Origin of the sequence: Streptomyces sp. NPDC090798 (assembly GCF_044768965.1) — a bacterium.
Taxonomy (GTDB): Bacteria; Actinomycetota; Actinomycetes; order Streptomycetales; family Streptomycetaceae; genus Streptomyces.
Window position 1 is genome coordinate 26487 of sequence record NZ_JBIVXA010000034.1, and the last position, 22300, is coordinate 48786.

Consider the following 22300-nt stretch of genomic DNA (forward strand, 5'->3'; position numbering starts at 1 on the left):
GCACCTTGACCGCCATCGACCCCACCGCCCACCTGACCGCGGAGCAGATCGAGGAGCTCGGCCGCGAGCTGGACGCGATCCGCGACGAGGTGATCGCCGGCCGCGGCGAGAAGGACGCCGCCTACATCCGCAAGGTCATCTCGGCGCAGCGCAAGCTCGAACTGGCCAGCAGGGGCGTGCTGTTGTTCTCGCTCTTCCCGCCCGCGTGGCTGCTCGGCACCGCCGGTCTGTCCGTGGCGAAGATCATGGACAACATGGAGATCGGCCACAACATCCTGCACGGCCAGTGGGACTGGATGCGGGACCCGAAGATCCACTCCACCACCTGGGAGTGGGATCACGTCTCGCCGTCCGAGCAGTGGAAGCACTCGCACAACGAGCTGCACCACACGTACACCAACGTGATCGGCAAGGACAACGACCTCGGCTACGGCATCATGCGCGTCGACGAGGACCAGAGGTGGCACCCGTTCCACCTCGGCCAGCCGCTGTGGAACTTCATCAACGCCTGCTTCTTCGAGTACGGCATCGCGGCGTACGACCTGGAGCTCGGCAAGAACCTGCACAAGCGCCGCCGCAACAACCCGGAGTTCCGCGCGGGGGCCAGGGCCGTGGGCCGCAAGATCCGCAAGCAGGTGCTCAAGGACTACGTGATCCACCCGCTGCTGTCGGGCCCGTCCTTCCTCCCCACGCTCGCCGCCACGTTCACCGCGAACCTGGTCCGCAACATCTGGACCCACTCGGTGATCATGTGCGGGCATTTCCCCGAGGGTGTGCAGGTCTTCGAGCGCCGGTCGATCAAGGGCGAGAGCCGCGGCCAGTGGTACCTGCGCCAGATGATGGGCTCGGCGAACATCAGCGGCAGCAAGGCCATGCACTTCATGACCGGCAACCTGTCGCACCAGATCGAGCACCACCTCTTCCCGGACCTGCCGAGCAACCGGTACGCCGAGGTCGCGGTGAAGGTGCGCGCGCTGTTCGAGAAGTACGAGCTGGAGTACGTCACCGGGCCGCTGCCCAAGCAGGTGTTCTCCGCGTGGCGCAAGGTCTTCCGGCTCTCGCTGCCGAACAGGAAGCCCAAGGTCAAGACACCGGACCGCGAGCAGGAGCTCGTCGCGGCCTGATTCCCGGTATTGGTTCAGAATCTTCCGGCCGTACCGGCGGCACCGCCGGGTTCGGTGAGATCCGTTGCGGACGGTGGGCGGCCGCGACATCAGACCGTACGACACGGGATCCGGGCAGCCCGGTGTCCGGCTGCGCTGCCTGGACGTGCGCCAGGAGCTCAGCACACAGCCCCCGGCGAGGTGTTGGAGGACCTCACACCAGGAGATGCCCAGTGACGTATACAGACCCCGAGAGTCGAGCCAATGCTGAGGCGCACGGTCACCCGTATGCTTCGGAGGAAATCATCGCCGCTGGGTACGACCTGGCAGGCCGGGTCTGCCGAGAACTCCACCGCGCCGGTCTTCCCGCTCATGTCGAGCGTCCGGGAGTACCGAAACAGCCCGGCGTCTGGGTGGAAGCCGACAGCCAGGGTGAGTACGCCGGAGGCCTCTACGTCCGCTGGAACGCCCCAGAACTGGGAGAGGCCGGTATGCGGGCAGTGGCGGAACGGCAGGACCCGGCGGCGCCGGAGTGGAAGCGCCACGCCGAGGTCGTTCTACTCATGCAGACGGCATTGATCGGGATCCTGCGGCTGGCCGGCTTCTCCGTCGTGCGACCCGAGCTGGTGGTGGAAGTCGGCGTCGACGTCACCCGCGACGCTTCCGGCCGATGGCGCAACCCCGCACGCTGGCACCGCGCCCGCCCCGACCTCTCTCCCGCCGATGTCCCCCACCTGACGCCGCTCTGACTGCGGCGCAGCGCGACGGCCCCGGCCGACGCGCGAGGAGCACCGGCGGCGCCCGATCCCCTCGCCCTCCGCCCGGAGCCTGTCCCACCCACCCACTTCCTTGTTCTTCCTGCTGGGGGGCGTGGTCCGGGGGCGCGGAGGGGATGTCGGCCTCCCCAGCACGGCCCAACCAGCGTGGTGGCCTGCGCGTTCGCGGGCAGGCGCGGCAGAGTGCGCGGACGGTTGTCGGCCGGGTTGCCGGAGGGGATGTGGGCCTGGTCCACGGAGGCGTTGTCGCGTCGTGGCCGTGGTCGGGCCTTCGTGGTCGGGGTTCTGGTCGGAGCCGGACTGCTGCTGTGACCGGTACGCGCGGCGCCGGGCAGGACGGTGCCGCACCGGACGGGAAGCGAGCAGATCCGTGATGATCGGCGTGGACGCGGGCAGCGGAGACCGGCTGGCGCTGGGCGTGCTGGTGCAGTACCGGCGGGCCACCACCGAGCAGATGCACCGGGTGATCGCTCCCTCGGTGCGTATCGAGCAGACCCGGCGGCGGCTGGCCAGGTTGCGCACCGAGGGGCTGGTCGAGCGCATCACCCCGTCCACGCCCGTACGCCCTGGTCACGCAACTATGACTGAGCGCTCCGTTGGCCAGTTGAGCGTTCGGTCCCCAGCCTGTCCATCACCCCACCTCCCGCCGGGTGAGCGCGTGTGCGATCGGCTCGCCACTGCGCTGCGCGTACGTCATCCGTTCGCGTACCTCACGCAGGGTCCGGGGACGATATCCAGGCCCGCCACAGCAGCTTTTGTGGAATCTCACACCGGCGTTCAGCAGCACCGACAGTGTTCGCCACGCCGCGACATCCCGCCGCCGAGGCACGGCGAACGCCGAACCTGCATGGATCAGCGGCTCCGCACAGCGGGGACAGGTCCGTTGTCTCGTTCTGTCGTAGGGCTGCTTGTAGGAGGCCCGGCAAGAGAGGCAGACGTACGAGGTCTTGGCATGAGCCATGCGCTCAACCCTAGAGATCATCCTGGGCGTCGACCAGTGAATTGAAGGAGATCGAGAGTCCAGGCAGGAGCGTCGGCGTCCCGGAAGCCGAGATGCTGGATGTTGATCCTTATACCCGCGTGCTCACGCTAGCCAGGGCGATCATCGCAGTCACCAATGACAACTCCACACACCCCAGCGGCCCGTGCTCTCTTCGGCGACGGCTGTGTCCCGCTCGCGCTTCTGGCTAGTCTGCGGGCATGACGGAGCACCCCGGGTCCGGCGCGATGCTGGCGTTTGCTGGAGCACAGAGAGCTCGGCGGGCAGGAATTGGCCGACCTCGCTGGGCTGAACGAGGACGAGGTCCGCGCAGCGCTCGCAGGGGACAGCCCCGGCGAGGAAATGCTCCGGCGGCTTGCGCCCGCACTGGGTTTCCATGCCGTCGATCTGTTCATCCTCGCGAGGCTGGTGGTCCCTGACGACATGGCGCCGTTGGACGCCGCGGCCGCGATGTGGGTGAAGAGCACGGTGACGGATGCGGTGCGTCTCCCCGCAGCGGGACGCCGTGAACTCCTGCAGCTGATCCGCTCACTGTCGCAGGAGTAACGGCGTTCCAGCTTCGCCCCGAAGCCGCTCATGCCCCTCGCCGGCGGTCCCGGCGCTTCGGTGCCCTGCTGGGGATCGACGCCCGCGACCTGGCCGCGCTGACGGGCGTCATTCTGTGTGAGGTGCCGCCGTCTCCGCCCCTGGAGGCCGTGGATGCCGCAGCACTGCTGTGGGAGGGGCGGCGTCTGTCCGCCGCCCAGGCACGACACGTCTCCGAGATTGCACGCTCCAAGCGTGGAGACTCCCGCGACGCGCACCTCATGGAACTGCCCCGATTCTGACACCTGCTGGCAGTCCTGGCGGACCAGATCATCTGAGACGCCAGGCGAATCGGACCAGACCATTTGAGGCTGGGACCACATCGACGGAGACGGGACATCACTAGCGGGGGTCGAGCGAGCCGGCAAAAGGGATCGGTCGAAGCATCCTGGTTGTCACAGGCGAAGCATCCGACTTGTCACAGACGCTCATTTCCGTCTGTCCCCGCGGCCCGCACGACGCTAGCGTCAAGTCCATGATCGTATGGCTCAATGGCACCCATGGCGCAGGCAAGACGACGACCAGTGCGCTCGTGCAGCAACTGATCCCGGATTCACGGGTGTTCGACGCCGAGAAGGTCGGCGAAACACTCATGGACATCACGCCAGGGCTGCCCGCGACAGACAACTTCCAGCACTGGCCACCGTGGCGGCCGCTCGTGGTCGAGACCGCCCGACGCGTCCTCGACTACACCGGCGGCACCCTGGTGATGCCCATGACCGTCCTGGTCGAGCAGTACTGGCGCGAGATCAGCTCGGGCCTTGCCCAGCACGCCATTCCAGTCCGGCACTTCGTCCTCCATGCCGACCAGGACACCCTCCGCGGGCGCATCGCGGGCGACACCGTTCTTGGCCCCAACTCCCCGTTCCGTCTCCAATACCTTGAGCCCTACGCCGAGGCGGCCCGCACGTGGCTGCACGCCGAGGCCGAGGTCGTCGACACCACGCACCTCACACCCGCCCAGGCCGCCCAGCAGATCGCAAAGGCCGTCAAGAGTTGAGAAAAACGACCTGTCGGCGTCAAGCCTCGCTGGTGACCAACAAGCCTGCCTCGGTGCCAACTATCGTGCTTCGGCTCACACATCCGTGTGACTGAGCACTTCAGTTGGCGAGTTTCGCCACGTACTGTGCTCGGGCTGCAACGCCCTGCCCGAACCGTTGTGTCGTGTGGGATGGGCCGTCCTTGCCGTTGGTCTCCGCCAGCCCGAGCTCCGCCAGTTTCTTCATCGCCCTGCGCACGTACGACCGGCCGTTCGACTCCTCTTTCGTGATCACCTCAGCCATCTGCCGGGGGCTCTTGGGCGGGGGTGTCCAGCAGGTGGGCGGTGTTGAGTTCGGTGAGGGCGAGTCGGATGAGGGTGGTGTCGGCTGTCGGGTGGGTGTGGGTGGCGGCCTCGGTGAGGTCGGTCAGGGTGCGGGTGCCGTCGGCGAGGTGGAAGACGGTGGCGCTCAGCGGGCTGAGGAGGTGTCCTTGTTCGGTGTGTTCGTCGTAGACGGCCAGGCGGCCGTCGGTGGTTTTCTTGGCGCGCAGTCCCTCACGGCGGGCCCGGGGGTTGTTCATCGGGGGGCTCCTCCGAGCGCGGGTACGTCGATTCCGGTGAAGGTGTGGGAGGCGAACTGGTCACGCAGGTCTTCCGCCACCAGCTCGATCTGGTTGGTCTGGGCGGCGATGACCGGGACGGTGCGGTAGAGGTCGGGCCGGTCCCAGCGGGCGAGGTACTGGTCGATGGCGGTGTGGCGGTGGATCCAGGCGGTCATGCCCTCGATGGTGTCGGGCAGTTCGTCGAGGAGGTGGGTGAAGGCGCTGCGGTGGTAGGCGATGGCGTGGGTGGTGGTGATGCCGGTGACGTTTTCGAGGTGGCGGCAGCCCTCGGTCTGGGGGAAGGTCCGGCCCCAGTCGGCCCCGCCGAGGTAGAGCAGTGACCAGGTTCGGCCGGTGAGTTCGGTCATGGCGCGGCGCAGTACCCAGGTGGTGCCGGGGAGGAAGAGGACGTCGTCTTCCAGGACGAGCAGGGAGTCGAGGTTGTCGGTGTGGGCCTGCTGGAGGGCCTGGCGGTGCGAGAGTGCGCAGCCGATGTGGTGGTTGGCCGGTGTGGCGACGGCGGGCAGGCGGTGGATGCGTTCGGGCCGCAGGCCCAGCGCGCTCAGGCGTCCTTGCATGGCCTTCCAGCGGTCGGGGCGTTCGTCGAGGTTGATGCAGGTGATGCCGTCGAAAGCGGTGAAGGGGTTGCGTTTTTCGGCCTCGTAGTCGGCGACGGCCTGGCGGACGGCTTTTTCCCCGATGAGGGTGGAGAAGTGGGCGATGGCCTCGTGGGGGCTTTGGCCGAGTTCGTCGTATCCGATGAGGTAGTTGAACAGGCTCTGGTACCAGGTCGAGGCGGCGGCCCTTTTCGTGCGGGGGACGTTGAAGCGGTGCATCCAGCGCAGGGCGGGCAGGCAGAGGGTGGTGTGGCCGGCGCGGCGGAACTTCTCGTGCAGGTGGCCTTCCTCGCCTCCGTGGCCGGCGAGGGCAGGGTTGAGTCCGGGCCATGCTTTGGTGCGGCAGGCGAACAGGCCCAGGCCCTGCATGCCGATCTCGAAGGGCGGCGCGCCGGGGTGGGTGCCGCGTGGGTCGGTGCCCCACACGCCGTACATCCCGCGGTGCCAGCGGGGCTCCCAGTGGGTGGAGACCGTGCGTTGGTCGGTGGACACCAGCGGTCCCTGGATCAGGTCGCCGCTGTCGGGGTGGGTGTCGATGTAGTCCAGCAGAGCGGCGAGTGCCCCCGGGGCCAGCTGGACGTGGGAGTCCACACACATAACCCAGTCCGAGGTGGCCTCGCGGAAGATCCGGTCGCGGGCGGCGGTGCCGGCTCGGCGGTCGTAGGGGACGTAGCGCAGCTGTGGGACTTCCTGCTCCAGCCGCTTGAGCGCCCAGGCGTGTGGGCCGGCGGGGTGGTTGTCGACCACCAGGATGCTGACCCGGTCCATCACCTCGGCGTGGTGGAGCAGCAGACTGGTGACGGTGAAGTACACGCCGTCGTAGTCGTCATACGTTGCCATCCCCACCGTGAGGGTGCGGGGCTCCTGGACGGGTCCCGGTTGCGGGCGTAACCGGAAGCGGTCACCGGTGGCGGCCACCAGCTCCCGCAAAGCCGCCAGACCCGCCTCGTCCGGCGCGCCGGGCCCCGCGCCGGGGGTTTCCTTCGGGGTCATGACTACCTCTCTCAGTCAGTGCCCGTTCGGCAGCCGGGCGGTTTTCCGCGGGGAGTGCCTCTGGGCCGGCGAAGGGATGCGACTGCGTTCCGGCACGGGTACGCCATACGGCTGCCGCGGCCGGTCGACCATTCGGTGGCCGACCGGTCCGCAACCCGATGACGTGCCGATCAGTGCCACGCCGCGAATAGGCGGATCACTGGGAGCGCTCTGTCAGTTTCCGCAGGCGCTCGACCTCGGCGGTGAGCTCATCGACACGCCGGCTCAGAGCCTGGATACAGACCAGGGCCACGCCGTTGGCGTCGACGAGGTTGATGGTCGTATCGTCGGGGTTGAAGCCAAAGGCGTCGTGCCAGTCCTGGGCCATCGGCCCGAGGTGGCGCACCTGGTCCGGCTCCCACAGGTACCGCCAGGTGCTGATCGGCAGCGCCTCCACCGTCTTGAGCACCTGGTAGCCGTTGACCGCGTCGCCTGGGGCCACCTCGGCGCCCTCGTCGGCGGTGTGCTCCAGGACAGCCGGGGCGGCTGTCCTGGACCGCCGGGACAGCCGCACTCACCGGCTCCAGTCGACCGGGACGACAGCGCACTTGAGCCGGCGGTCACTGGGCGGCATGGTGCCGCAGTCCGTGCCGACCGTGATCGCCGCGTGCGCCGTGGCCGTGGTGTGGACGCCGTCACCGACCAGGACGGCGTCGTAGCCGCTCAGCAGTTCCTGGATGGTGCCGGGGCCGAAGTTCTCCGAAGAGACGATGCCGGCGATGCCGTTGTTGTTCGTGTACGCCTGGCCCAGCAGACGGCCACCAGAGGTGTAGAACCGGACCAGCGCACCGACCAGCGGCCGCCCCGACACGACATCGGTGGCGCTCGCGGTGATGTTCTCCAACTGCAACGAGGTCAGGTTCAGCGTGCCCTGACTCGCGTTCAAGGCCGCGGGCGCCAGGCTGGGGCAGTCGTGGTCGCCGCAGATAGGCGGCTGCGCCATCGCGGGCGTGGCCGACGCGACGATGGTTCCCAGCGACAGCGTGCTCACCGCGACGGCCGCGAGTTGAGCGACCCTGTTGTTTGCGAGCTTCATGTTTCCCTTCCAGGGCAACGAGTGGCGGCATATTCGCGGGCGCCATCTCACCCGAACAGCCCACCACCCGAATCCGTCAAACAAGGCAAACCGGTGCACTGATCGCATCTTCCACTCCAATGAGTGAACGCCACACCCGCAGCTGCTTTCGACTCCCGACGATCCGTCGCACAACCGGGCATCCCTGGCAGTGGGCGCGCCCCGCACCTCGCCACATGTGAGTGCCGCCGCTGGTGACGGCACCGAGCCACTCCCCCGGCCACCGGCCCAGACAACACGGCCTGTTTCGCGCTCCCCGGAGTTGGCATTCACACACCGTGACCCGCCCGGGATGCAGACCCGCAAGGTAAAACCCTCAAGATCCGCAAACTGTGAATCGAGGTCACACCGTGCTGGGGGGAACTCTCCCGGCCAGTCAGCGAACTCTATCCACAGGGGAGCCGATCGAAGGCTCTCTCGGTGCGGCACCGGCCTGTCCGGCACCGCGTACCGATCACGGCAGCAGCCAGCCCCGACCAGAGCCCCAGACCACGGTCACGAAGCGACAACACCTCCGTGGACCAGGCCCAAATCCCCTCCGACAACCGTCCGCACCCTCTACCGCGCCTGCCCACGAATCCGCAGGTCACCACGCTGACCCTGCCGTGGTCGGGAGGCCGACATCCCCTCTACGCCCCCGGACCACGCCCCCCAGCAGGAAGAACAGAGAAATGGGTGGGTGGGACATGTCCCGGGCGGCGGGCGACGGGATCGAGCGCCGCTGGGCTTCCTCACGCGACGGCGGGGCCGCACGCGACGCCGGCGACGGAGCGGCGGCGGATTGTGGGGGAAGCCGTTGCGGGCCGTCGGCATGCCAGCCGCCAGTGCGCTTCCCAGCGTCGCCGGTAGCTGGACGCGGCCTTACTCGGTTGTGGCGCGCTTCTTCCGCGAGGAGTCCGGGGCGCCTGACGAGTGCGCGCCACATCGGCGGAATCACGGTCGCCCACTGTGCCGAGGAGTTGGCCACGATCCGGTGATCCGGAGGATTCGCGGGGAAATGGTGTGGTGCCGGAGCGCTGTCATGCACGGCGGCCCGGCACCGGAGTGGTGACGCGCGGCGTTTACCGGACTGCTTACCTGACGTCGACGAAGTCGCCGGGGGCTGTCGAGGCGGCGGTGGTGGCGGTGCCCGCGAAGACGTAGCGGTAGTAACCGTCGACCGTGGCCTTGGTGGTGGTCTTCAGGACGCCGGTGCTGTTGGTTTTGACCGTCTTGAGGGTGGTGTAGGTGCTGCTGCCCTTCTTGCGGAACTGCAGTTTCACGGGCTGGGACACGTAGCCCGCGAACTTGCCGGTCGACCAGTTGGCGCGGGCGAGCTTGCCCGTGACCGTGATGGTCTTGCCCTTCTTGACCGGCTCGGGCATGGCATCCGCGGTCAGCGTGGAGGACTTCTTGATCGCGACGGTGGCGACGTCGTCGTTGTAGCTGGCGTTCGCGTACAGGTCCCAGGCACCCAGGAACAGCTTCCAGGTCCCGGCCACGCCGTTGTTTTTCATGTCGGTGGCGGGGTGGATGTTGAAGACGGCCTTGCAGTGGTAGACGCCCTGGGTCGCGGTCTCCGTGCAGCTGGGGTCGTCGTCCGTCCCCAGGCCGCCGGTGATGCCGTCCGTGGTCGAGCTGTCGGTGCCCTGCCACAGGAAGGCCTCGGTGAGGGCGACGCCGTTCTGGTCGGTGGCGGTGTACGTGACGGTGACGGACTTCGTGCCGGTGGTGCCGAGGACGATGTCCTTGCCACCGTTGATGACCGCGTGCGAGAACTTGGTGTTGCCCAACGAGTCGTTCGGACGAACGGTCTTCGAGGCGAAGGAGCTGAGCTTCGCCGACGCACCCGCACGCTCCGACGCCTGAGCGGCAACCGGAAGAACGAGCGCGGACAGAACGACAGCACCGGAAACAACGGCGACCGCAACGCGTATACGCATGAATCCCCCACGGGAACCTGAGAGGCCGGCCGAAGTCTCCCTCGTGCCGGGCCTGTTGATCTCCGCATCATATGAACTCGGTGCGGAAATAGTGAAGATCCTCTGTGTCCGCTCCCGTCGGCTGACGCACACACGCCGATTCCGGCTCCGCTCTGCCTACCAACGGCTGCCGCCCGGCCGGACACCTTCCGGACCGCTCGGGCGGGCGAACGCCTGTCCATCCGTGCGACACCTTGCCGATGCACGCGACACCTTGCCGACGGCCGCCTTCGATTTCTGCCGCCATTTCGTCCATCACCGTGGCGCTCCGCCTCACCGAGATCAGCGCACGGGCTGTCCCGCCGCCCTGGACGTGACCGCGCCGGCCGTGAGGGGCCGTACCCGTCCACGCTGAACCGTGGTGCCCTTTGAGATCCGACCGGGCCACGGGATCCCATGGTGCGGGAAAGCCCGTTTCGCAACGCCCCCTCGGCCGACGTTCGAGTGACCCATCATCGTGGAATGGCGAGGTGTGCCTGGGATGGGGGACCGCCATCACCGACGGCTGGCGTCATGAGCTGTGTCCGACCTGCCAGACCACGGAGCGGCCCGCCGAGCCGGCAGCACGACAACAAACGGGAGCAGCGAGTCCTCACGCGGCTTCATCTCTCGCGGGCCTGGTCAGGACGCGATGTCCCGGCCTTGTCCGATAGGTAAGTTTTTGGGCAACGTGTGCTCATACCGCACGCGAATGGCGCGGAGGCGGGCACACTGACGCCGGAGGGGGGCGGCATACCAGGCCGGGGGCCGGTGAGCCGCCGCTGGCCGCGTGCGCCTTGGGGGGCGCCGCCGTGGCGGTGGGGGGGATGAGTTGACGCACTCGATTTCCGGGCAGCGCGGTGCCGAAAACGGGCCGTACTCCGGCCTGAGGGGCGGGCCGGTGGTGGTGGTCGGCGCCGGTCCGTACGGCCTGTCGGTGGCCGCGCATCTGCGGGCGGCCGGGGTGCCGGTGCGGGTCTTCGGCGAGGTCATGGGCAGTTGGCGGCATGCGATGGCGACCGGGATGTTCCTGAAGTCGACGCCTGCGGCGACGGATCTGTCCGCCCCGGTTCCGGGGGGCCGGTTGGCGGACTTCTGCCGGGAGACGGGTGAGCCGGAGCTCACGGAGTTGACGCCGATCCCGTGCGAGACCTTCGTGCGCTACGGGATGTGGTTCACCCAGCGATACGTAGGCACGGTTGAGTCGGCCCGGATCACGGCGGTGGAGCGGGACGGGGCGGGCTTCTGCGTCCGTCTGGAGGGCGGCGAGGAGATCGAGACCGCGGCCGTGGTGGTGGCCACCGGCCTGGCCACGCTCGCGCACCTCCCGGGCATACTGCTGTCGCTGGCGCCGGGCGGGCCGGGGCCCAAGGCGGCGCTGTCCCACACAAGCCAGCACACCAACCTGTCCCGGTACTCCGGGCGGCGCGTCGCGGTGGTCGGGGGCGGCCAGTCGGCGCTGGAGAGTGCCGCGCTGCTTCACGAGGCCGGCGCCGACGTCGAGGTGTTGGTGCGTGCCTCCCGGGTGCGTTGGGGCGAGCGCCCTCAGCTGCGGCGGCCGTGGACGCGGCGGCTGACCCAACCGGCTTCCCCGCTGGGCACCGGCTGGATCCTGGCCGCAGTCTGCCGCGCTCCTGGCACCGTTCGGCCTCTGCCGGCCGCCGCACGGATGCAGTTGTTCCGGCGCGCCCTCGGCCCCTCGGGCGGCTGGTGGCTACGTGAGCGCGTCGAAGGCGTCGTTCCCGTCCGCACCGCCTGCCGCGTCGAGCAGGCGCGGCCGGCCGGGGACGAGGTGCAGCTGCGCCTCGGCGGCGGGGGCAATGGGCTGGCCGAACTGGTCGTCGACCACGTGCTGGCCGCCACCGGCTACCGACTCGACGTGGACGCCGTGCCCTTCCTTACGCCGCCGGTGCGCCAGGCGGTGGCCCGCGTGCCCGGGGTGCAAGCACCGCGCCTGTCAGGCGCGTTCGAGTCCAGCGTGCCGGGGCTGTACTTCACCGGCTCCCTGGCCGCGCCCACGTTCGGGCCCATGCTGCGCTTCGTGGCCGGCACCGAGTTCGCCGCCCGGCGGATCACCGAGCGGCTGGTGCGTCAGGATCTGCGCCGTTGACCGCCCGCACCACGGTCCCCGCACGCGTGTCCGATGGGCCTGTTGTACGCGGCGAGCGGCCGCACTTGGGGCCGCAGGCGCATCCGGTGCCCCCTTGCGGGAACATCCAACGGCGTCGGTGCTGGTCACTTAGAGATCGTCTCAACTGGTCTGATCTTTAAGCTGGCGGCCGTGATGGCGATGGTGGGGCGTCCGGTGCCGGACGGATTGTGGGAGTTGTTCCAGCGGGTGGTCCCGGCTGCGCCGGTGCGTCCGCAGGGCGGTGGCCGACGGCGGCTTTGGCACCCGCAACGGGCTGTGGCCGATCGCGAGCACCGACCGAGGGGAGACCATCTTCCTGCTCGCTACACCGGATGCTCCGAAGCTTCTGGTGAACTATGACGAAACCTGGGCAGAGCACCGCATGAGCTTCGCGGAATGGCTCTACCGCTACCTCATCGGCGAAGACATGAGCGGGCCCAACAGCGCGGCCTTTTACCCTGGCCCGGTGCAGTTGCAGCGTCTTCCGATGTCCGCTGACGAACGCCCCGAGCCTTGGTACGGCCCAGACCGCGGCATGTGAGAGGCCGCCGCCGCTCTAGTCACAGCGGCAGCCTATTGAGATCACTTCTCTTACGAGGTTCACTCCGGAGCGCGTGCCGGACTCGATGGCGGGGGCCAGGAAGGTGTGCGAGAGCCAGAAGCCAAGGAGGGCGATCAGGACGACGCCCCAGGTGCGCACGTGACCACGGCCCGGGACCGCCACGTGCCCGGACATCCGCGCGGGTGAGCACGCCTGGCCGGTGGTGTGTGCCACGAGCGGCCCGGGGGTACTCGGGTGGCAGCCACCGTGCGGGGCGCCCCGCAGGAACCCAGGCCGTCACGGCGCGACGGCTGCGGGGCACCCGGCGTCCCACTCCCTCCTGCGAGGCCTCCGATGAGCCGTCTCTTCTCGCCGCTGACCCTCCGCGGCACGACCTTCCCAAACCGGGCCTGGGTGGCCCCCATGTGCCAGTACAGCTCGGTCGACGGCTATCCGCAGGACTGGCATCTGGTCCATCTCGGCTCCCTGGCACGCGGCGGGTCCGGCCTGGTCATGCAGGAGGCCACGGCGGTGGAACCTGAGGGCCGGATCACCCCTTCCGACGCCGGCATCTGGGATGACGGGCAGGCCGCCGCGTACAAGCGGATTACCGACTTCGTCCACGAGCAGGGAGCCATTGCCGGCATCCAGATCTCCCATGCTGGCCGCAAGGCGTCGACGGCACCGCCGTGGGAGGGTGACGTGTACGTCGAACCGGAGGCCGGAGGATGGCAGACGGTCGCACCGTCACCGCTGCCATTCGGCGACTGGCCGGCCCCGCGGGAGCTCGGCGCGGACGACATCCGGGCTTTGGTCCGGGCCTTCGGCGAGGCCGCCGGGCGGGCGCTGTCCGCCGGCTTCGAGGTCCTGGAGATCCACGCCGCGCACGGCTATCTGCTGCACCAGTTCCTGTCACCGCTGTCCAACCACCGCAGCGACGAGTACGGAGGCGATCTCGACGGGCGCAGCCGTTTCCTGGTCCAGGTCACCGACGCCGTACGGGCGCAGTGGCCGGAGGACCGCCCGCTGTTCGTACGCTTCTCGGCCACGGACTGGGCCGACGGCGGCTGGACCCCGGAGGAGACGGTCGAGCTGTCGCGGCACCTGGTGGCCCACGGCGTCGATCTGGTGGACATCACCAGCGGCGGGCTCGTCCACAACGCCCGTATCGAAGTGGAGCCCGGCTACCAGGTGCCCTTCGCCCGAACCGTCCGCGAGGGCGCGGCCCTGCCCGTCTCCGCGGTCGGCCTGATCACCGCACCGGAGCAGGCCGACCAGATCCTCGTGGACCGCTCGGCCGACGCGATCATGCTCGCGCGCGAACTGCTGCGCAACCCGACCTGGCCGCTCCGCGCGGCCCACGTGCTCGGTGACGACGTCCCGTGGCCGAAGCAGTACCAGCGTGGCCGCCTACGTCATCGCTGAGGCCGTCGTCGCCCGAGCAGCCGGGAATTCGGCACAAGACAATGAGGTTTCCTCCGATATGAGCGATCAATGCACCAATGCCGCTCTTCCGGTGCCCCAGGGCGAGTCGATGCGGGCGCTGCTCGCGGCCGACCGTGTCGCCACGCTGCAGCAGATATCCGCCCTTAGCCGTGAGTTCGAAGGGATCGTCGAGGCGAACGCACTGGTGGCCATTGACGACGAGCACGACCCGGAGGGGGCGAGCACGGCTTTCGAGCGGGCGCACGTCGCCTCTCTGCTGTCCCAGTCGCGCGAGCATCTGAACGATCTCGATCGCGCCCTGGAACGGTTGGAGAGAGGCGACTACGGGCGCTGCGAGCAATGCGGTGAGCCGATCCCGACGGAGCGCCTCGAAGTTCGCCCGGCGGCGAAAACCTGCGTGCGCTGCGCGTCCGTAGCTCGTTGAAGGGTCACAGTTGAGGGCGCGACATGTCGTCCTGCCCCAACTCGGCGTACGGGTAGATGCCGAGTTCCTCCGCCGGCGGCCGTTCACCATCTGACCTTCACCCGGCTCGATCAGGAGAAGACACGGCCTGGCTCATCGGATACCGCCGACCACACCGCCGCTACGAACGCAAGGCCGACCACTTCCTCGCTTACACGAGCATCGCCTGCACCCTCATCTGCTACCGCAAACTCACCAAATGAGATGTCTTCTTAGGAGGGCCGGGGCCCCGCGGCGCGGCGGAGCCGGTTGGCGATCGCCAGTCCCAGCCCCTCCTCCACGGGCAAGGACGCCACGATGAGGTCGCACCCCCGCTGGTCGAGCTCGCGCAGGAACGCATACAGCCCGCGTGCGTAGGTGGCCATCGAGGCGGGGAGGGCCACCCCGGCGTGCACTTTCACCGCAGTGTCGGCGAAAGAGGGGGGAAGCAAAACGCCCACCTGGTGCCCCAGTTCCTGCGCGAGCTCCGCTTCGGCGACAACCTTCTCCGGCTCGACGAGGACGACCCGCGCCCGCGGCGCGTAGTGCGACGGATGCTGGCCCGGCACCCGAACACGGCTCGTCGGGGGAACCGCAAGCGCGCACCCCAGCACCTCTTCGAGGTCCTCGCGCGTCACCCCGCCGGGCCGAAGGACGCTCGGGGCATCGCCCGTGGCGTCGACGATGGTCGACTCGACGCCGATCTCGCATGGGCCGCCGTCCAGCACGAAGTCGACGGCATCACCGAGCTCAGCACGGACGTGGTTCGCCGTGGTGGGGCTGACTGAACCGAAGCGGTTGGCGGACGGGGCCGCCACACCACCGCCGAAGGCCGACAGCAGCGCAAGTGCGACGGGGTGGTCGGGCACGCGCACGGCCACCGTCTGAAGGCCACCGGTCGCTTCGAGCGGCACCCGGCGACCGCGCCGCAGGACCAGCGTGAGTGGCCCCGGCCAGAAGCGTTCGGCCAACAGGCGCGCCGTCGCGGGCACGTCCTCGACCCAGTCGTCGAGATGCTCCGCGCCGCGGATGTGGACGATCAGCGGGTGGGAGGGCGGACGCCCCTTGACCTCGAAGACTCGCGCGACGGCGGCGGAGTCCTCGGCATTGGCGCCCAGACCGTAGACGGTTTCGGTCGGGAAGGCCACCAGGCCCCCGGCACGCAGCACACCGGCCGCCTTCTCGATGCCACTGGTTGTTGCCGTCACCCTCGTACCTCTCATCTCACTGCTCCGCTCTCCACATCCCATGGTCTCGTCGGCTCAACGACGAACCAAGGCCGATGGCACCGCGTGAGCCCGTTCCGGTCCCGCGCACCGCGGTCTGCTCGTCCATCAGCGCGCGGGCCTGCCCGTACGACAGATGGACAGCCGGCAGCGGGTTTCACCGTGCGAAGGCAGCAGCCCTGCTCAGGCCATGGGAGGCGACCAGCTGCGCACTGCCATCGGCCAGCCGGTAGGACAGACCCGCCACGGCGAGGCGGCCGGCGGCCACCCGCTCGGCCACGACGCGGGAGCGGTCCAGCAGCAGGTCGACGGTGTGCCGAATGTGCTCGTGGAGAATCTCCTCGGCCTGGTCGCGTCCGGCGGCGCGAGCCGCCAGGACGCTCGGGGTCACCCGCTCGACGACGTCACGGACGAAACCGGCGGGCGCCCTACCACCATCGGCAGCGGCGCAGGCAGCCGCGATGGCCCCGCACGAATCATGCCCCAAGACCACAACCAGCGAGCAGTCCAGCACGCTCACCCCATACTCCACGCTGCCCAGCACCTCCGAACCGACCACATGCCCTGCCGTGCGGACCACGAACAGATCACCCAGCCCCCGGTCAAAGATGATCTCGGCTGCCAGCCGGGAATCGGAGCACCCGAACAGCACCGCAAAGGGACTTTGAGCCGGCGCGGTCTCGGTGCGCCGTGCAGCATCCTGGTTGGGGTGCTCCGGCAAGCCGGTGACGAACCGATGGTTGCCGCCAAGCAGCATCTCGAAGGCATCATCGGGAGTCGGCGTCAGCATCTCAGTCATGGCCGCAGGCTACGGCCGACCCAATCGAAACGCGCGGCCAGACCCCACGACCCACGGTGGCATACGGCCAGTGCGGCATGGTGTGGGGCAACAGGCCTGGAAGTCCTGGCGGTTGGAGCAGCACTAGTCTCGCCTCCACAGCGGGGTCGGGCAGGTCAGGAGACACGCAGGAGCGTGGTGGCGGGGCGGATCGCGCCGGGCCCGAACTTGGCGCGGATGCGGTCGCTGACCTCTTCGGCGACCAGCCGGGACTCTCGCGCACCGTCGAACCTGACCTGCTCGACGACCTGGCCGGCGGCGATCAGGTCCTCACCTTTCAGCGTGATCCCGGTGAGGAGGCCTCGCTGCAGTCCTGCCGCATCGATCAGCCGGTAGGCCAGCGTGCGCAGGTCGTCATCGTGTGCGGAGGCCTCCGGGAGCCGGCGCGTCTTCTCCCACGTGATGCCTCCGGCGAAGCGCAGCGCCAAGCTCAGGCCACGGGCCGCCTGGCCACGACCACGGAGCTGGAGGGCGACGGTGACGACCAGGTCGAGCAGGGCCGCGCGGACGGCGGCGCCGTCCAGGGTGTGCCGGGGGAAGGTGCGGCTCACGCTCGCGGAGGCGGGCAGGGCGTGTGGGATGACGGGGCGGGGGTCGATGCCGCGGGCCCGGTCGGCCGCCTGGCGTCCGGCCCGGCCGCCCAGGAGACGCTGCACCGTCGCCAGCGGAACGGCGGCGAGCAGGCCGACGCAGTGGACACCGAAGTTCCGCAGGTCCTGGGCCTGGCGGGGGCCGATGCCGTGGAGGGCACTCGAGGAACTTCGACCTGTTCTTGGTCTTCTTGATGTGCCCGTAGAGCTGGTCCTTGGTGAGGTCGTAGGCGGCGAACAGGTGCCGGACCCCGTGCGGGCGGGTGTAGGTCGCCCGGCGGCGGGGCCGGGGCTCGCGATCGGGATCCTTGTGCCGACCGCCACGTTCGGCCCATTGACGGCCGGAGTGGGGCTGGAGGTTGAGCGGCCCGAATTCGTCCATGCAGAAGACGACTTCGGGCTCGCCTTCTCGGCTATGACCTCGCCGTCGGCGATCGCGTAGAGATGCTCGACCCGGGCCTTCTTGGCCGCGTAGTCCGGGTCGCGTGAGGTCTTCCAGGTCTTCACGCGTTGAAAGGAGACGTCCTCCTCGCGGAGCAGGATGCGCAGGCCCTCGTGGCTGATGTCGTCGACACCCCCTCGGCGACCAGGAAGTCGGCCAGCTTGGCCAGGCTCCTGCTCGGCCGGCTTGGACTTGGCGATCTTCTTGATCTCCCGGCGCTCGGGGAGGGTAAAGGTTCTCGGGCGGCCGCCCTTGTACTTCGGGTAGAGCGCCTCGAAGCCGTCGGTGTTGAAGTTGTGGATCACGTCCCGGACCGGTCCGCACTGGTGAATGTCACCTCGGCGATCTTCGCCACCGGCATGGCTTGCGCGGATAACAGCACCATCTGGGCCCGCCGCCAGGTCACCACCGATCCGGTGCCTCTGCGGATGATCTGCAGCAGCCGCCTGCCCTCATCGTCATCAATCTCCCGGACCCGCACACGTTCAGCCACTCCGTCATTCTGGCTGTCTGATGCCGCCCGGCGCAGCAACCCAGCGATGCGTCATGACAGGGCGAACGTTGCCTGATGCGGCACTAGGAAGGCCGCGTAGAGGTGACGGCTGCCTCCTCGGCAAGGGAGCAGCCGCCAGCTTCATCGGTTCAACTGCGTCTCGGGCTCTACACCGCGGCAGAAGCCGCTTCGTCAGCGAGCGCCTTCAGGATGGCGGTGCTGACGGGAAACGCCTTCCCCCACGCCGCGAGCCACTTCGGGCGCTCCTCACTGGGCACGCCACAGCCCGCGAGAAACGCCACGTACTGCTTCTCGTCGGCGGGGAGCGTCTGCCGGTTGACGATCCTGGCCAGCGTGCTCAGCGGCAGATGGAGCGGCTCTCCACCTTGATGCTGGAGTTGGCGCAGCGGAGGGGCTCCGGCACGCTCGTACAGGGCGTACAGGGCGTGACTGAGGTCGGCCTGGTCCGCGATGTACTCAGGGCGGGGGCTCTTGAGGTGCAGAGTGCCGCGTTCTTCCATGCGGGCCCTGCGCCATAGCCGTTCAAGTTCGGGGACTTTCGGGACGGGGCGTGCGTGAGGTGCGGCAGCGGAGAAGCAGGCGATGCAGAACTGCATCACGGTGAGCCATTTTGGGAGAACGGCGCCTGAAGCGGCGCGCTTGAGGGTGGCTGGTGATACGCCGATGACGGCCGCCATCTCGTCGTACGTCGCGCCGGATGCGGCGCGCAGGTCGCGGAGATAGCGGGCAAGCTGCTTGCGGTGCGGAGGGCCGGTCAGCGGGCCTTCGGGACGTCCCATACCGGTGCCCCTCTACTTGCCGCTCGCGGCGGCGAGGATGCCGTGCGCGAGGGCCGTGGCGAGGCGGCGGCCGCCGGTGACGGCGATCGTCACCGCTGCTCCGATACCTCCGCAGCCGGCCAGGAACGTGAAGACGTCGGCGGGCGGCATGCCGCCCGCGATGTACAGCAGGCTGCCGATCATCGGGAACACGGTCGTCGGCAGCACCTGGGCCACGGTCAGGCGACCCGCTGAGTCGCCCTGCGGTGGAGAAGCCTCATCCCCGGGTGCGGTAGGGCCGGAGGCCTTCGAGGAAGCGGGGCAGGCGTCGTTCTGGGGCACGAGAATCCCTTGGTCGATCGAATACCGAGGGGTGCAACCCGCTTGAGTGGTAACGCAGTTGGCGCTGCGTCACCTACGGGGCACCCCGAGTGTCCCAGGGGGCCGGTGCTGTCCCACAATCAGCACCGCGACCGAGAGTCCCATTGGTCCGTTTTTCCGGTTTATTCGTTCAGCGGTGTCTCAGCCCTCGTACGAGGCGCACGGCCTACGGTCAGTGACCAGACGCTGCCCGAGTCCCCTGGTGGGGGAGCTGGAAGCGTTACAACCGGCGCCCCGGCCGTCAGGGCAACCCCGACAACGCCGAGCGTTGGCTCACTGGTGTACAGGTATCTTTTGCGATGTGCTTCATTAGCAGAGCACACTGACAAATACTTCGACGTACCTACGACGAAGAACGAGTCCTGGTCAACTGGGTGCAACCAATAACCAAGGGCATTAGCGGCGAGATTAGTGTTGGCGCACAATCTCACCAGCAAAGGGGAGGCCGGCCACCGGCCTCCCCGACGCATTTCTAAGCATCCGAGCACCGAACGGTGCCGCACCCGCCGTCGCCCTGGCCCGTCCCGCTCGCCGGCACTCTTGCCGCTCCCCCGCCTCGCGAGCCCGTCCCGGACACCTGCCCATCGGCGTCCCCCGAAGGATTAGGCCATGCCAACGTGACTGCCGCGCAGCACACCCTTCAGGAAAATGTTGTACGACGGCAGGCTGCAGGTGGCTGGAGGCGGAGTAGTGCCGGTAGAGCCAGGGCCGGCTGACGGGCCCAGTGGTCAGGGCGCTGCGGTGGGTGAGGAGGAAGTACGGGTTGGCGGTGTACGGCCAACGGTGATTGCGGTGGGTGAGGTAGGCCGCCAGGCGTACACGTACCGGTTCGGCAACGGGGATGGTGCGGCTCACAAAAGAATCTTGCCTCCCGGCCCAACCTCTTTCGGTGAACATCCCTTATAGCTTGCGTCAGTTCGGGGCGAGTGAGATGAGAACGGGATGATCGAGCAATTCGTGGCAGGAGCGAAGGGCGTGGGACGGACCGTGCGGGGGTGCGGAGGCCTCCTGCGGTATCTGACAGAACGACTCCATGCGCGCACAGCTGTGCAGATGGAACGCGAGCGCAACGCGCACACCGTCACGGTCCTGCCGTTGATGAAGCCCGGCATGGACTTCTTCGAGTCCGAACCGGGCGGCCGCACCCGGGTGATCCGCACGGCTGCCCAGGAACTGTCCGAGACACCGGCGAAGGAGATCGCTTCGTCGTGACGGACGACGTGAACAACGGAGAGCGGCGGTCTGCTCACGAGGAGATCGCCGCCCTCTACGAGATGCACCGCAAACGCATGGTGGGATGGCTCATCCGCCAGGGCGTTCCCGAGGATGTGGCGGAAGAGATCGCCATGGACGCCTTCCTTGCCGTCGGTCGCCGGTGGGAACAGCTGCGTGATCAGGCGCCGGTGCCCTACGCCTATGCCGTGGGGGGCAGGCTGTGCGGCGCCTACTGGCGGACCCGGGCCAGGCACCGCAGAGCCGAGCAGGCGTTGCAGCACAAGCGCTCCGTGCCGCCGAAGGACGCCTACGCGGCATTGATCGACAACATGGTTCTCACGGACGCGGTCGCCCAGCTGCCGCCGCGGCAGAGGGAAGCGGTGGTGCTCAGGCACCTGCAGCAACTCAGTGTGGAGGAGACGGCCGACATCATGAGCGTGACGAGTGCGACGGTGAAGACCAATACCCGTGACGGGCTGCGGGCATTGAAGCAGATGCTGGAGAAGGACTTCACCGACGGGAACGAGGAGGAGTGACCATGAACGGTGAACACGTGCACAAGATCACCGGTGGCTCGCCCGACAGCCCCCAGCGGGTGACGGCGTTCATGCAGGCACTGGATCGGATGGAGTCCGACCCCGACGAGGGCGCCAGGATCGACGCGATCATCGCCGCAGTCGAAACCGAAGACACCTCCCTCCAGGCCCCATCGGGGCGCGACGGTCTGAACCTGACGATCGAACGCCTCACCGTCGAAACGACGGCACCCGCCCAGGCAGCCGGAGCACCTTCGCACCCGGAGCCCCACCCAGACACTGCCTACGTCGTGCGGGATATCGCCGAGAGGGCCCTGCAGACCGGTGCCAGCGCCGACCTCCATCTGACACCGCAAGGCGAACTCCAGGTCAGCATCGCCTCTCAGCCGCGCAGCCGATGGGCCCGGCATCACGCCGGCACCTCCAGCATCGTCGCGGCGGTCATGACCGGCCTTGTCGGCGCTCTGACCCTGGCCAGCATGCTGCTCAGTTTCACGGTGCTCACCGTCGGGCTGGCGGCAGTATTCAGCACGGGCAGCCTGCTGCTGGTCGGCCAGTCGTGGCGAGCCCAGGCCATCGAGACCCGGCACCGCACACAACACGCGGTCGCTCCGGCCTCCCACCCGCCGCAGGCCCTTGCCACAGAGGAAGCAAACAGTGCAGGAATCGACGTCATCTGACACCGGATCGACGCGTGAGTGACGTGCGGTAAGCCCACCGGGCGCACCCAACGACCAAGGGAACGACGGCCGGACCCGACCGGCACACGATGCCACCACCGCCGAAGAGACCTGGCTACCGGCCACCCCGGCGCCTTTGTGAGCGCTTTGGGGCGATGAACGGTGCCGCGGCTGCCTCGTCCTGCCCGGTCTCAGCCGTCGGCGCTGCTCGCCGTTCCCCGCCTCGCACCGAGCACCGTAAAACGACTCGCGGACCGGCCACCTAGCCGTCTTCGTCCGGGACGGCACAGCCCCGGCACCTCAGGGCAAGCAGCTGCGGAGTCGGCGGCGAGAGCCGGCGGAGCAGCAGACAGACAGGAGTTCGAGGAGCTGGACCGGCGCAGGTGACGGCGTGCAGCTGCAAGGCCGGCCCGGCGCGGTGTACCTGGTCCGACGTGCCGAACGCCGGAAGGCCCCGTCCCGGACTGATCCAGGACGGGCCCGAAAGAAAAGACGTGGCCGTGAAGGAGCGGTCGCCTACGCGGCGAAAGGCTCCATGAGGCTTCAGCCGAACGATCTTCCTCATGGGCTAGAGGTGAGGCCCGGGGACACTGTCCCCTTCACAACCACGCCCACCACAACACAGACCACCCCGCAGCCATTCCCGCACCCGGGCAGGACCCCGCACTCGCCTCCGCGGCAGACGGCGCCCCCGCCCGGGGGCGTGGGACGGCGCGTGCCGGACCTCGAGGAACCGCATCGGCCAATGACTACCGGCGGGCTGCTCAGGACCCCGCTGCGGTGCGGGGTCCGCACCCGGATCCGGGCCCGACGGCCGGCAGTGCTCGATTCTTCCGGGTACACGGGGCGGA

25 protein-coding genes and 3 pseudogenes are annotated in these 22300 nt (G+C 68.6%); 14 read left to right on the forward strand and 14 right to left on the reverse strand.

Features of this window, described 5'->3' with window-relative positions:
• Positions 1-5: 5 nt before the first annotated feature.
• From ACIQTP_RS43425 to ACIQTP_RS43435, 3 genes and pseudogenes are all read left to right on the forward strand, one after another.
• Positions 6-1124, forward strand: coding sequence for a fatty acid desaturase family protein (locus ACIQTP_RS43425; RefSeq protein WP_403410859.1), 1119 nt, complete (start codon positions 6-8; stop codon positions 1122-1124).
• A 392-nt stretch (positions 1125-1516) separates the two neighbouring features.
• Positions 1517-1852: a hypothetical protein gene (locus tag ACIQTP_RS43430; protein WP_403410862.1), complete on the forward strand. Its 336-nt coding sequence runs from the start codon at positions 1517-1519 to the stop codon at positions 1850-1852.
• Between the two features lie 481 nt (positions 1853-2333).
• Positions 2334-2378: pseudogene (locus tag ACIQTP_RS43435) on the forward strand (hypothetical protein); the annotation flags it as partial.
• A gap of 132 nt (positions 2379-2510) precedes the next feature.
• On the opposite strand, the gene ACIQTP_RS43440 reads toward ACIQTP_RS43435, so the two are convergent.
• The gene (locus ACIQTP_RS43440; RefSeq protein ID WP_403410865.1) at positions 2511-2840 is read right to left on the reverse strand and encodes a deoxyxylulose-5-phosphate synthase; all 330 of its coding nucleotides are present in this window, start codon (positions 2838-2840) and stop codon (positions 2511-2513) included.
• Positions 2841-3149: 309 nt separating this feature from the next.
• Here ACIQTP_RS43440 and ACIQTP_RS43445 point away from each other — a divergent pair, with 309 nt between their 5' ends.
• Positions 3150-3425: a hypothetical protein gene (locus ACIQTP_RS43445; protein WP_403410868.1), complete on the forward strand. Its 276-nt coding sequence runs from the start codon at positions 3150-3152 to the stop codon at positions 3423-3425.
• Positions 3426-3939: 514 nt separating this feature from the next.
• Positions 3940-4464 (forward strand): ATP-binding protein, encoded by a 525-nt coding sequence (locus tag ACIQTP_RS43450; protein WP_402052093.1) that lies wholly within the window; start codon positions 3940-3942, stop codon positions 4462-4464.
• A gap of 100 nt (positions 4465-4564) precedes the next feature.
• Here the strand turns inward: ACIQTP_RS43450 and ACIQTP_RS43455 are convergent, their stop codons facing one another.
• The 6 genes from ACIQTP_RS43455 to ACIQTP_RS43480 all read right to left on the reverse strand — a co-directional run bounded on the left by ACIQTP_RS43455 (position 4565) and on the right by ACIQTP_RS43480 (position 9691).
• Positions 4565-4747 carry a hypothetical protein gene (locus tag ACIQTP_RS43455; protein ID WP_403410871.1) on the reverse strand — a complete coding sequence of 61 codons (183 nt, stop codon included), beginning with the start codon at positions 4745-4747 and terminating at the stop codon, positions 4565-4567.
• Positions 4740-5024, reverse strand: a complete 285-nt coding sequence (locus ACIQTP_RS43460) for a hypothetical protein (RefSeq protein ID WP_403410874.1) — start codon at positions 5022-5024, stop codon at positions 4740-4742. Before ACIQTP_RS43460 ends, ACIQTP_RS43455 begins: the two co-directional genes overlap by 8 nt.
• Positions 5021-6655 carry a glycosyltransferase gene (locus tag ACIQTP_RS43465; protein WP_403410877.1) on the reverse strand — a complete coding sequence of 545 codons (1635 nt, stop codon included), beginning with the start codon at positions 6653-6655 and terminating at the stop codon, positions 5021-5023. Before ACIQTP_RS43465 ends, ACIQTP_RS43460 begins: the two co-directional genes overlap by 4 nt.
• A 196-nt stretch (positions 6656-6851) precedes the next feature.
• Positions 6852-7208: a tail fiber domain-containing protein gene (locus tag ACIQTP_RS43470; protein ID WP_067385349.1), complete on the reverse strand. Its 357-nt coding sequence runs from the start codon at positions 7206-7208 to the stop codon at positions 6852-6854.
• Positions 7209-7730 carry a hypothetical protein gene (locus ACIQTP_RS43475; protein WP_403410880.1) on the reverse strand — a complete coding sequence of 174 codons (522 nt, stop codon included), beginning with the start codon at positions 7728-7730 and terminating at the stop codon, positions 7209-7211.
• A gap of 1112 nt (positions 7731-8842) precedes the next feature.
• The gene (locus ACIQTP_RS43480; protein WP_403410883.1) at positions 8843-9691 is read right to left on the reverse strand and encodes a hypothetical protein; all 849 of its coding nucleotides are present in this window, start codon (positions 9689-9691) and stop codon (positions 8843-8845) included.
• 850 nt (positions 9692-10541) lie between these two features.
• On the opposite strand from ACIQTP_RS43480, the gene ACIQTP_RS43485 reads away from it, so the two are divergent.
• The 3 genes and pseudogenes from ACIQTP_RS43485 (at position 10542) to ACIQTP_RS43495 (ending at position 12381) form a co-directional block, all read left to right on the forward strand.
• Positions 10542-11819 (forward strand): FAD-dependent oxidoreductase, encoded by a 1278-nt coding sequence (locus tag ACIQTP_RS43485; RefSeq protein ID WP_403410886.1) that lies wholly within the window; start codon positions 10542-10544, stop codon positions 11817-11819.
• A 174-nt stretch (positions 11820-11993) separates the two neighbouring features.
• A pseudogene (locus tag ACIQTP_RS43490) lies at positions 11994-12095 on the forward strand (IS5/IS1182 family transposase); the annotation flags it as partial.
• Positions 12082-12381: a hypothetical protein gene (locus ACIQTP_RS43495; RefSeq protein ID WP_403410889.1), complete on the forward strand. Its 300-nt coding sequence runs from the start codon at positions 12082-12084 to the stop codon at positions 12379-12381. The pseudogene ACIQTP_RS43490 and the gene ACIQTP_RS43495, both read left to right, overlap by 14 nt.
• A gap of 15 nt (positions 12382-12396) precedes the next feature.
• Here the strand turns inward: ACIQTP_RS43495 and ACIQTP_RS43500 are convergent, their stop codons facing one another.
• The gene (locus ACIQTP_RS43500; protein WP_403410996.1) at positions 12397-12576 is read right to left on the reverse strand and encodes a hypothetical protein; all 180 of its coding nucleotides are present in this window, start codon (positions 12574-12576) and stop codon (positions 12397-12399) included.
• Positions 12577-12735: 159 nt separating this feature from the next.
• Between ACIQTP_RS43500 and ACIQTP_RS43505 the strand changes: the two genes are divergently transcribed.
• The 3 genes and pseudogenes from ACIQTP_RS43505 to ACIQTP_RS43515 form a co-directional block, all read left to right on the forward strand.
• Positions 12736-13806 (forward strand): NADH:flavin oxidoreductase/NADH oxidase, encoded by a 1071-nt coding sequence (locus ACIQTP_RS43505; RefSeq protein ID WP_403410891.1) that lies wholly within the window; start codon positions 12736-12738, stop codon positions 13804-13806.
• 58 nt (positions 13807-13864) lie between these two features.
• A complete protein-coding gene (locus tag ACIQTP_RS43510) occupies positions 13865-14251 on the forward strand; it encodes a TraR/DksA family transcriptional regulator (protein ID WP_403410998.1) in 387 nt (128 codons plus the stop codon).
• Between the two features lie 125 nt (positions 14252-14376).
• Positions 14377-14493 (forward strand): annotated as a pseudogene (locus ACIQTP_RS43515) (IS5/IS1182 family transposase); the annotation flags it as partial.
• 9 nt (positions 14494-14502) lie between these two features.
• Here ACIQTP_RS43515 and ACIQTP_RS43520 read toward each other — a convergent pair.
• The 6 genes from ACIQTP_RS43520 to ACIQTP_RS43545 form a co-directional block, all read right to left on the reverse strand.
• Positions 14503-15492 (reverse strand): L-threonylcarbamoyladenylate synthase, encoded by a 990-nt coding sequence (locus ACIQTP_RS43520; RefSeq protein WP_403410894.1) that lies wholly within the window; start codon positions 15490-15492, stop codon positions 14503-14505.
• Positions 15493-15652: 160 nt separating this feature from the next.
• The gene (locus tag ACIQTP_RS43525) at positions 15653-16294 is read right to left on the reverse strand and encodes a carbonic anhydrase (RefSeq protein ID WP_403410897.1); all 642 of its coding nucleotides are present in this window, start codon (positions 16292-16294) and stop codon (positions 15653-15655) included.
• A 155-nt stretch (positions 16295-16449) separates the two neighbouring features.
• Complete coding sequence (locus ACIQTP_RS43530) at positions 16450-17670, reverse strand: hypothetical protein (protein ID WP_403410900.1); 1221 nt, start codon at positions 17668-17670, stop codon at positions 16450-16452.
• A complete protein-coding gene (locus tag ACIQTP_RS43535; RefSeq protein WP_403410903.1) occupies positions 17667-17858 on the reverse strand; it encodes a hypothetical protein in 192 nt (63 codons plus the stop codon). The genes ACIQTP_RS43530 and ACIQTP_RS43535 overlap by 4 nt, the downstream gene beginning before the upstream one ends.
• Before the next feature lie 167 nt (positions 17859-18025).
• Positions 18026-18658, reverse strand: coding sequence for a helix-turn-helix domain-containing protein (locus ACIQTP_RS43540; protein WP_403410906.1), 633 nt, complete (start codon positions 18656-18658; stop codon positions 18026-18028).
• A 12-nt stretch (positions 18659-18670) separates the two neighbouring features.
• Positions 18671-18865: a hypothetical protein gene (locus ACIQTP_RS43545; RefSeq protein ID WP_328512942.1), complete on the reverse strand. Its 195-nt coding sequence runs from the start codon at positions 18863-18865 to the stop codon at positions 18671-18673.
• A 1206-nt stretch (positions 18866-20071) separates the two neighbouring features.
• On the opposite strand from ACIQTP_RS43545, the gene ACIQTP_RS43550 reads away from it, so the two are divergent.
• From ACIQTP_RS43550 to ACIQTP_RS43560, 3 genes are read left to right on the forward strand one after another with little or no spacing between them, the layout of a single operon-like run.
• The gene (locus tag ACIQTP_RS43550) at positions 20072-20230 is read left to right on the forward strand and encodes a hypothetical protein (RefSeq protein WP_403410909.1); all 159 of its coding nucleotides are present in this window, start codon (positions 20072-20074) and stop codon (positions 20228-20230) included.
• A complete protein-coding gene (locus ACIQTP_RS43555; protein WP_403410912.1) occupies positions 20227-20769 on the forward strand; it encodes an RNA polymerase sigma factor in 543 nt (180 codons plus the stop codon). The genes ACIQTP_RS43550 and ACIQTP_RS43555 overlap by 4 nt, the downstream gene beginning before the upstream one ends.
• Before the next feature lie 2 nt (positions 20770-20771).
• Entirely contained in the window at positions 20772-21449 is a 678-nt protein-coding gene (locus ACIQTP_RS43560; protein ID WP_403410914.1) for a hypothetical protein, read from the forward strand.
• Positions 21450-22300 lie beyond the last annotated feature (851 nt).